Annotated in this window: 9 protein-coding genes and 1 rRNA gene; all 10 read right to left on the bottom strand. The window is 53.2% G+C overall.

The genetic code is table 11. The features are described from left to right. Positions 1 to 418 (bottom strand): 16S ribosomal RNA (locus EDM57_RS17830); the annotation flags it as partial. 326 nt (positions 419 to 744) lie between these two features. Next, positions 745 to 2,265, bottom strand: a complete 1,521-nt coding sequence (lysS, locus tag EDM57_RS17825; RefSeq protein WP_122906041.1) for a lysine--tRNA ligase — start codon at positions 2,263 to 2,265, stop codon at positions 745 to 747. 101 nt (positions 2,266 to 2,366) lie between these two features. Continuing rightward, positions 2,367 to 2,843, bottom strand: a complete 477-nt coding sequence (greA, locus tag EDM57_RS17820; protein ID WP_122906040.1) for a transcription elongation factor GreA — start codon at positions 2,841 to 2,843, stop codon at positions 2,367 to 2,369. A gap of 216 nt (positions 2,844 to 3,059) precedes the next feature. Continuing rightward, positions 3,060 to 4,088, bottom strand: coding sequence for a tRNA dihydrouridine synthase DusB (gene dusB, locus EDM57_RS17815; protein ID WP_122906039.1), 1,029 nt, complete (start codon positions 4,086 to 4,088; stop codon positions 3,060 to 3,062). Positions 4,089 to 4,156: 68 nt separating this feature from the next. Beyond that, positions 4,157 to 4,366: a helix-turn-helix domain-containing protein gene (locus EDM57_RS17810; protein ID WP_005836203.1), complete on the bottom strand. Its 210-nt coding sequence runs from the start codon at positions 4,364 to 4,366 to the stop codon at positions 4,157 to 4,159. Next, entirely contained in the window at positions 4,318 to 4,848 is a 531-nt protein-coding gene (gene folK, locus EDM57_RS17805) for a 2-amino-4-hydroxy-6-hydroxymethyldihydropteridine diphosphokinase (RefSeq protein WP_122906038.1), read from the bottom strand. The genes EDM57_RS17810 and folK overlap by 49 nt, the downstream gene beginning before the upstream one ends. Then, complete coding sequence (folB, locus tag EDM57_RS17800) at positions 4,845 to 5,216, bottom strand: dihydroneopterin aldolase (protein ID WP_122906037.1); 372 nt, start codon at positions 5,214 to 5,216, stop codon at positions 4,845 to 4,847. The genes folK and folB overlap by 4 nt, the downstream gene beginning before the upstream one ends. 2 nt (positions 5,217 to 5,218) lie before the next feature. Next, positions 5,219 to 6,406: a dihydropteroate synthase gene (folP, locus tag EDM57_RS17795; RefSeq protein ID WP_211338266.1), complete on the bottom strand. Its 1,188-nt coding sequence runs from the start codon at positions 6,404 to 6,406 to the stop codon at positions 5,219 to 5,221. A 53-nt stretch (positions 6,407 to 6,459) separates the two neighbouring features. Then, positions 6,460 to 7,305, bottom strand: a complete 846-nt coding sequence (gene pabC, locus EDM57_RS17790; RefSeq protein ID WP_122906036.1) for an aminodeoxychorismate lyase — start codon at positions 7,303 to 7,305, stop codon at positions 6,460 to 6,462. Between the two features lie 250 nt (positions 7,306 to 7,555). Then, the gene (locus EDM57_RS17785) at positions 7,556 to 8,818 is read right to left on the bottom strand and encodes a PTS ascorbate transporter subunit IIC (protein WP_122906035.1); all 1,263 of its coding nucleotides are present in this window, start codon (positions 8,816 to 8,818) and stop codon (positions 7,556 to 7,558) included. Positions 8,819 to 8,823 lie beyond the last annotated feature (5 nt).

Raw genomic sequence — 8,823 nt, 5'->3', positions numbered from 1 at the left:
CCGAAGACCTTCATCGTTCACGCGGCGTTGCTCCATCAGACTTTCGTCCATTGTGGAAAATTCCCTACTGCTGCCTCCCGTAGGAGTCTGGGCCGTGTCTCAGTCCCAGTGTGGCCGGTCACCCTCTCAGGTCGGCTACGCATCGTCGCCTTGGTAGGCCGTTACCCCACCAACTAGCTAATGCGCCGCAGGCCCATCTCCCAGTGATAGCAAACGCCATCTTTCCTTTTCAGATCATGCGATCCAAAAACCTATCCGGTATTAGCATAAGTTTCCCTATGTTATCCCGGTCTGAGAGGCAGGTTGCCTACGTGTTACTCACCCGTCCGCCGCTAGGGTTCGAAAACCCTCGCTCGACTTGCATGTATTAGGCACGCCGCCAGCGTTCGTCCTGAGCCAGGATCAAACTCTCCAATAAAGTTTGGTACTGGTTCAAAGCTGGTAAATCATTAAAAATGATAGACTCATCAACGCTTTCGCTGTTCAGTTTTCAAAGAGCATTTTCACAACAACCTCTTCATTGTATCAGGTTGTCCAAGTCGTGTCAACCACTTTTTAAGTTGTTTAACGGCGACTTCACTAATCTATCACATACCCCTACACAAAAGCAAGCATTATTTTGTGAGGAGTTGTCATTGATTTACGCATGAGAAAAGAACAGTTATTAATGTACCACTATACACCGTTTAGTGCAAGTAAAAAAATAAAAGCCGCTTGAAAGTGATTCAAACGGCTTTTCTGCAATCAGTCACGTGCACGCATATGCGGGAACAGCAATACGTCACGAATGGAAGGCGAATTGGTCAACAGCATGACCAGACGGTCGATTCCGATTCCCAAACCACCTGTCGGCGGCATACCGTACTCAAGCGCCTCAATGAAATCTTCGTCCATTTCATGCGCCTCGTCGTTGCCTGCCGCTTTTTCCAAAAGCTGCGCTTCAAAACGTTCGCGCTGGTCAATCGGATCATTCAGCTCCGTGAACGCATTGGCATGTTCACGCGCTACGATAAACAGTTCAAAGCGGTCTGTGAAGCGAGGATCTTCGTCGTTCTTTTTCGCCAACGGAGAAATCGCCACAGGGTGACCGTACACAAATGTAGGCTGAATCAGCGTGTGCTCCAGCTTTTGCTCGAAGAATTCGTTCACAACGTGCCCGAAGGTATGATGGGGCTCAACAGTGACTCCGTGCTCTTTTGCCAGTGCACGCGCTTCATCGTCGCTCATTTCTTTCCAGAAATCGACGCCAAGGTTTTCCTTAATCAGATCAACCATGTGCACACGGCGCCATTTTGGTGTCAGATCAATCTCATTGCCTTGGTATTGGATCTTCGTGGTGCCCAATACTTCCTGCGCAATATGGGCAATCATCTCTTCTGTCAGGGTCATGATGTCCTGGTAGTCGGCATACGCCTCGTACAGTTCAATCATCGTGAACTCAGGGTTGTGGCGTGTAGAAATTCCCTCATTCCGGTATACACGACCGATTTCGTACACTTTTTCCAGTCCACCTACAATCAGGCGCTTCAGGTGCAGCTCAATGGCAATACGCATGTAGAGCTGCATGTCCAACGCATTGTGGTGCGTAATGAACGGACGCGCGGAAGCACCCCCGGCAATCGCGTGGAGGGTCGGTGTCTCTACTTCCAGGTAGCCAAGGTTGTCCAAATAACGGCGCATGGAGGTCAAGATGCGGCTGCGCGTAATAAACGTATCACGCACCTCCGGATTCACGATCAGGTCCACATAGCGTTTGCGGTAGCGTGTTTCGATGTCTTTCAAGCCGTGGTACTTCTCGGGGAGCGGACGCAGCGACTTGGTGAGGTAAGTAAACTCTTTTGCCTTGACGCTGAGCTCTCCTGTTTTTGTTTTGAAAACAACACCGCGAATGCCGATCAAGTCGCCAATATCGCTGATCTCAAATACTTTGTGCGCCTCTTCGCCAATCGTGTCCTGGCGCACGTAGATTTGAATCTGGCCGGAACGATCCAGAAGCTGGGCGAAGCTCGCTTTCCCCATCGCACGTTTTGCCATCAGGCGTCCAGCGATTGTGACGACATGCTCCTCTGCTTCCAGCTCTTCTTTGGTCTTGTCGCCATATGCTTTCACAATATCAGCAGCGTGGTGGGTTTGCTCGAACTTTTTGCCGAACGGGTCAAAGCCCCACTCGCGAATTTGCTTCATTTTGTCGTGACGCACCTGAAGAAGCTCGTGCAGCCCTTCCTGTTGCTGTTCTTCCTGCTGCAAGTCTTGCTCGTTTGCCATTTTGTTCACTCCTCCAAAAAATACCTGTGTTAGCTATATTGTACAATACAATCAAATAGCGATACGGCGTACCTTGTAAAAGGTACGCCATGATAAACTGCTTACATGTTAATATCGAGGATTTCGTACTGAATGACGCCTGCTGGTACGTTCACGTCTACAATCGCGCCCTTGGTCTTGCCCAAAAGCGCCTGACCTACAGGAGACTCGTTGGAAATCTTGTTGTTCATCGGATCGGATTCGGCAGAGCCTACGATTGTGTAATCGACGATGTCGCCAAACTCCAGGTCTTTCAGCTTTACTGTTGAGCCGACGCTTACTACACCTGTGTTCACGTCATCATTGGTGATGATGGTGGCCTTGCGAAGCATTTTTTCCAGCGTCAGAATGCGGCCTTCGATGAACGCCTGCTCATTCTTCGCTTCTTCGTATTCAGAGTTCTCACTGATATCTCCAAAGCTGATCGCTTCTTTAATCCTTGCAGCAACTTCCTTGCGTTTAACCGTTTTCAAATCTTCAAGCTCTTGCTCCAGTTTTGTCAAACCTTCTGGTGTCAGGAAAACTTCTTTTTCAGACATGATTCAATTCCCCCGTTTAAAAAATGATTCCATTTGCACTGGGTAAAGTACAAAGGATTATATGTAGTTGTTCTATACAATATACAGCAGAACACAACCAACTGTGAGGGTTCAAAGGTAAAGCTGCCAGAGTAAACTGGCAGCTTGGCTCCCAATATTACGGAGTATTATAGGATATGAAGGAACCCTTGTCAATGTCTGGAACAAACAACCATTTTAGTAGCTGACAGCCTCATCACGTGCCGATTCCAGAGGCTCCTCCAGGTCATCTGCGTAGTTTTCAACCCAGTCGACATAGTCAGTCAAAACCCGACGAAGCTCTTCTTCCGTCTCCACGGCATTCACCAGGTTTTTCGTATGGGTCGAGCCGCGCAACCCTTTCAAATACCACGCTGCGTGCTTGCGCATTTCCAGCACGCCTACGCGCGGACCTTTCAGCGCAATCAGACGCTCGGCGTGCAACAGACAAATCTCGATCTTTTCGCGCACGGAAGGCTCGGGTACGAGCTCGCCTGTCGTCAGGTACTGGACCGTCCGATACAGCATCCACGGATTGCCAAGTGCGGCACGTCCGATCATGACGCCATCGCAGCCTGTCGTATCGAGCATGCGTTTTGCATCCTCCGGTGACGCGACATCGCCATTGCCAATGACCGGAATCGAAACAGCTTGCTTCACGCGTCCGATCCAGTTCCAGTCTGCATGCCCTTTGTACATTTGCACACGCGTGCGGCCGTGGACTGCGATTGCCTTGCCGCCTGCGCGCTCAACAGCCTGAGCGTTTTCCACCACGTACAGGTGCTCTTCGTCCCAGCCCAGACGCATTTTCACCGTAACCGGCTTTTCCACGGCATCCACTACAGCCGAAACAACCTCGTAGATTTTATTCGGATCGAGCAGCAGGCGGGCACCTGCGTCGCAGCTCGTAACTTTCGGAACGGGACACCCCATGTTGATGTCGATAATGTCTGCATTTGTATGTTGGTCTACATACTTCGCCGCTTCTACCAACGTTTCCTTGTCGCCGCCAAAAATCTGCAAGCTTAGCGGTTTCTCGCGCTCATCGACATACAGCATATCAATCGTCTTTTTGTTGCCGTGGACGATTCCTTTGTCGCTGACCATCTCCGCGCACACCAGTCCGGTACCAAACTCTTTGGCAATCAAACGAAAAGCAGGGTTGCACACACCTGCCATCGGGGCGAGAACGACGTTGTTTTTCAATTCAACGTTACCGATTTTCATCTATTTTCAACCTCCTTGTTCCCGATTCACGGGTTATTGGAGAGGAAGAGACTCATCCAAACAGTCTATCATTTATTTATAGCACATAATTCTTCGTAGTCGACCTGTAAAGTGCTGGCGATCTTGCGCAGGACCGGCTCTGTCGGCGTGCGGGTTCCCCGCTCAAGCGATCCGACAAACGACAGTGATACCCCCAGCTTTTCCGATAGCGACTGCTGTGTATACCCTTTTAGCTTGCGGAAGGATCTGATCCGATTTCCCAGTTGATTGCTCCCCACTCTCGTACCCCCTTGTGATCTTCTGCCAATAAGAAAAGATAATGGTCAATAGTCTGATCGTGGCCGGGCAAAACTCCGCCCTCCCAAATATCGCGCAATGGAACGAGCACAAACGCACGCAGGCTAAGTCCCGGATGCGGGATGACGAGATGCTCCAACGAGACGGAGGATGTGCCGTACAAGAGAAGATCAATGTCTATTGTACGCGGTCCCCAGCGGATCGTGCGAACACGCCCCAGCTCCCGCTCCACTGCCAAAGCCGTTTCCAGAAGCTGCTCCGGGGAAAGGTCTGTTTCCACCGCTACGGCCATATTCAAAAACACCTCTTGTTCGACGTAGCCGAACGGCTCTGTTTCGTAAACAGGCGATACACGCAGTACGCGAATCCCTGCTTGCGCATCAAGCTTGCGGATCGCCTGACGCAGATTCTCTGCCCGATCCCCCTGGTTCGAGCCAAGCCCCAGATACGCTGTCACACTCATGAAGCAAAATCCTCTCTTTTGCGCGTCATCTCAATGGCGACAGATTCATAGTGCCCGTTGATCGGCGGGTTCGGCTTGGTCACCTTGACTTTGACCTCTTGCAGAGGAAATTGCGTCAAAAGCCGTTCGGCAATGACAGCCGTCAGTTTTTCCACCAGATTGAACCGTTCGCCCTCGACAATTTTTTGCACACAAGTATAAATATCGGCGTAATTGATCGTGTGTTGCAGTTCATCGCTTGCGCCTGCCAGCGACAAGTCGGCAAAAAGCTCCAGGTCGACGTAAAAACGCTGGCCCAGCTCCGCTTCTGCTCCAAACACGCCGTGATAGCCGTAAAACGACATGCCGTTGAAGTAAATTTTGTCCAACGTCAAATGCCTCCCTTCAGCATCGCGTCCATCATCTTCGCAACCCGCTTCATCTCTTTGACATCGTGCACCCGCACCATGTGGCAGCCTTTGGCGACACCGAGCGCAACCGTCGCTGCTGTCCCTTCCACCCGCTCGTCCACCGGAAGGTCGAGGACGTGGCCGATCATCCGTTTGCGCGAGGTCGCGAGCAGGACCGGATACCCGAGAGCGACGAGATCGTCGAGTCGGCGCATCGTTTCAAGATTTTGCTCGACCGTTTTGACAAAGCCGATCCCCGGATCGAGAATAATCTGCTCCTCGCGCACACCCGCTTGCAGGGCAATTTGCACAGACTCGCGCAAGTCTCTGACAAAATCGGAGTAAAAGTCCCGGTAGTCCGTATCTGTGCGGTTGTGCATCAAAATAATCGGCACCCCGCGCTGGGCAGCCACCTCCGCCATGCGCGGATCGCGTTTTGCTCCCCAAACGTCATTGATGATATGCGCCCCGGCATCGAGCGCGCGCTCCGCTACAGCGGCTTTGTACGTGTCGATGGACAGCGGGACAGACAGCTCCGCGGACAAACGACGAATCACTGGCAGCACCCTGTCCAGTTCCTCCGCCTCCCCGACCGGCTCCGCTCCCGGACGCGTAGACTCGCCCCCGACGTCGATGATGTCCGCTCCCGCTTCGACCATCGCGCGCGCCTGCGCCACAGCGTGGTCAAGGTCCACGAAGCGTCCTCCGTCCGAAAAGGAATCGGGCGTCACATTGAGGATGCCCATTACCAGCGTCCGTTCGCCAAGCGGAAGGGTGTAACGACCGCAATGCAGCTCCCGTCTGGCCCGCAGCCGCCCAGGCATCGCCAAAACCTCCCGTACCTCTGCCGCCACGGCTGCAAGTTCCTCATCCCGTTGTTCCAGCTGCGACAGCGCCTGCTCCAACTGCTTTGGTCCCGCAAGTAAAAGCAGCCGAACTTTGTCAGTTGTACCCGGCTGCCCGGACACAACGGCGTCGGCCCCGACCGAGAGCATGTCCAGCCGCACTTTTTCCGCAGCGGCTGCACGCAAGTTTTCCACGTGGATCATCAGACCCGTTCTCCACTCGGCCAACTGCTCGGCCTGGTCGCCAAAAATCCCCCGCTGGGCAAGCTCCGCCAGCATCTCGTCAACGGTTGCCGCATGGATTCGAAATGGATTGTACTTCATGGACCTACTCCCTTTTTTCCGTCTTCGCATGTTGATTAGTAGCATACCACAAATTACATTCCAGTCGCTACAGACTGACGATAGGCCAAGTGCAGTTCACGTGTGAATTTTCCGTAGGTCGATTCGACTGGTTGGCCGTCTACTTCTGCTACCGGGACGATTTCCTGCACGGAGTTGGTGGTGAAAACCTCATCCGCCGCAAACAACGCTTCCAACCGATACCGTCCTTCCGTTGTCGGGATCGCCAACTGTTTTGCCAGGCGCAAAACATGGCGGCGGGTCACTCCATCGAGAATGCCCGTATCCAGTGAAGGGGTGAACAGCTGTCCGTCCTTGACCCAGAACAGATTGCTGACGATGCCTTCTGCGAGAAAGCCGTCGTGCGTCAAAAACAGCCCTTCCGTATCTGTACGCGCTCCCAGTTCCTGGCGAGCCAGCGCGTTGTTGAGGTAGTTGTGCGATTTGAAGCGCTGGTGCCCCTCCGCAGTCTGCCGCACCAAGGCCAACGTCTGCAACCGCTTTGGCTGGGGTGGAACGGCAAGCGGGGCGACCGGCTTGGCAAATACGAACAGCGACGGGCGCTCGTAGCCGCCTGTCACCAAGCCCACTCCTTCCGGCCCGGCGGTGACGCTGAGGCGCACATACGCATCCTTAAGCCCATTGGCGTCAATCGTTTGCATGATTGCGTCCGCCAGCTCCGCTTTTGACCATGCAGGCTGAATCTGCAACGCCAAAAGCCCGGAGCTGAGCCGGGCAAAATGGTCGTCCCACAAAAACAGTTTGCGGTCGTACACACGCATCGTCTCAAACAGCCCGATGCCGTACAAAAATCCGTGATCCAAAACCGATACGCTCGCCTCGTGCGCCGGACAGATCGTCCCGTTTACATAAACGTGCATCTTTGCCCTCTCCCGATAACATAGTCGAGAGCATCATACCATATTTTTCGGCGAAAGCGCAGTTTCCCGAGCGCGTTTTCCATGTATGAAACGTGTCGCATACCCTGCCAGCGGTGCCAACTCGGGCAGGCCATTTTTCGTGCGGGCAAGAAGAACTGGCAGCGATAGTTGTAGCGAAAAAACAGCGGCTGCTCTCGGACCAGAAACGAAGGTCCAAGACAGCCGCTGCTTTTCTTTACCTATGCATGCTTTAGTTAAACAAGGCGACGATTTTCCCCAAAACAATTCCGACAACCCCGAAGTCCGCGTCTCCGAAGGTCGTTCCTTCAAACCCGAGCGAGCCAAGGACCGGCAGCAGCAGGGCTGGCAGGAAGCTGATAAGAAGGCCGTTTACGAATGCCCCGGCAATGGCGCCGCGGCGTCCGCCCGTCGCATTTCCGAACACCCCGGCTGCTGCACCCGTAAAGAAGTGCGGGACAAGACCAGGCACGATGACTTTCAGACCGAACAACGGCAGCAGGAACATCGAGATCAGCCCTGCTACGAAGCTGACGAAAAATCCGATGATGACGGCATTGGACGCAAACGGAAAGACCGTCGGGCAGTCCAGCGCCGGGATGGCATTGGGCACCACTTTCTCTGCAATCCCTTTGAAGGCAGGAACGATCTCCGCGAGCAGGATGCGTACCCCTGCCAGGACGATGTATACCCCTGCTGCAAACGTAATCGCTTGCAGTACGGCATAAACCAGGTAGTTTTGACCTGCGCTAAGCTCTTTTTCTACGTAGCCGGGACCTGCCGCGATCGCTACGATGAAAAACAGTACAGTCATGGTCAGCGAGACTGACACCGACGTATCCCGCAAAAAGCCGAGCGATTTTGGCACTTTGATATCTTCTGTCGATTTTTCCGGATTGCCCACCACTTTTCCGATCGCACCTGCGACCAGATAACCGATGGAGCCGAAGTGACCCATGGCAATGTCATTGGTACCTGTAATTTTGCGCATGAACGGTTGCAGCATGGCAGGAGACAGGACCATCAAGGCTCCGAGAATAATCGAACCGATGAGTACCAACGGGAAGCCTTTGACACCGCCAGTCGACAGGATGACGGCGATCATGCACGCCATGAACATGGTATGGTGACCAGTCAGAAAGATGTACTTGAACGGCGTAAAGCGGGCCAGCAGGATGTTGACAACCATCCCGAACAGCATAATCATAGCCGTTTCCGCGCCGAAGGTTTGCTGTGCCAGCGCTACAATCGCTTCATTGTTAGGAATAACACCTTGAATCTGAAACGCCTTGTCGAACATGCTCCCGAATGAGCCGAGTGCGCCAATCAGTATGCCTGCACCGGCACCCAGGATCAGGAACCCCATGATTGTCTTCAAGGTTCCCGATACAACATCCGTGATGCCTTTTCTTTGCAAGAGCAGCCCGACCAGGGCGAACAAGCCTACCAGAATCGCGGGAGTTCCCAAAATATCTTTCATAATCACGTCGAGCATCGCTC

The sequence above is a fragment of the Brevibacillus gelatini genome, assembly GCF_003710935.1.
Classification (GTDB): domain Bacteria; phylum Bacillota; class Bacilli; order Brevibacillales; family Brevibacillaceae; genus Brevibacillus; species Brevibacillus gelatini.
Note: the sequence above shows the minus strand (reverse complement) of the source record. Positions and strands in the feature narration are given on the sequence as shown.

Excerpts from the sequence above, each read along its gene's own strand:
- pabC (WP_122906036.1), bottom strand. The coding sequence starts at position 7,305 with ATGCACGTTTATGTAAACGGGACGATCTGTCCGGCGCACGAGGCGAGC.
- folP (WP_211338266.1), bottom strand. The coding sequence starts at position 6,406 with ATGAAGTACAATCCATTTCGAATCCATGCGGCAACCGTTGACGAGATG.
- folK (WP_122906038.1), bottom strand. The coding sequence starts at position 4,848 with ATGAGTGTGACAGCGTATCTGGGGCTTGGCTCGAACCAGGGGGATCGG.
- lysS (WP_122906041.1), bottom strand. The coding sequence starts at position 2,265 with ATGGCAAACGAGCAAGACTTGCAGCAGGAAGAACAGCAACAGGAAGGG.
- dusB (WP_122906039.1), bottom strand. The coding sequence starts at position 4,088 with ATGAAAATCGGTAACGTTGAATTGAAAAACAACGTCGTTCTCGCCCCG.
- greA (WP_122906040.1), bottom strand. The coding sequence starts at position 2,843 with ATGTCTGAAAAAGAAGTTTTCCTGACACCAGAAGGTTTGACAAAACTG.
- EDM57_RS17785 (WP_122906035.1), bottom strand. The coding sequence starts at position 8,818 with ATGCTCGACGTGATTATGAAAGATATTTTGGGAACTCCCGCGATTCTG.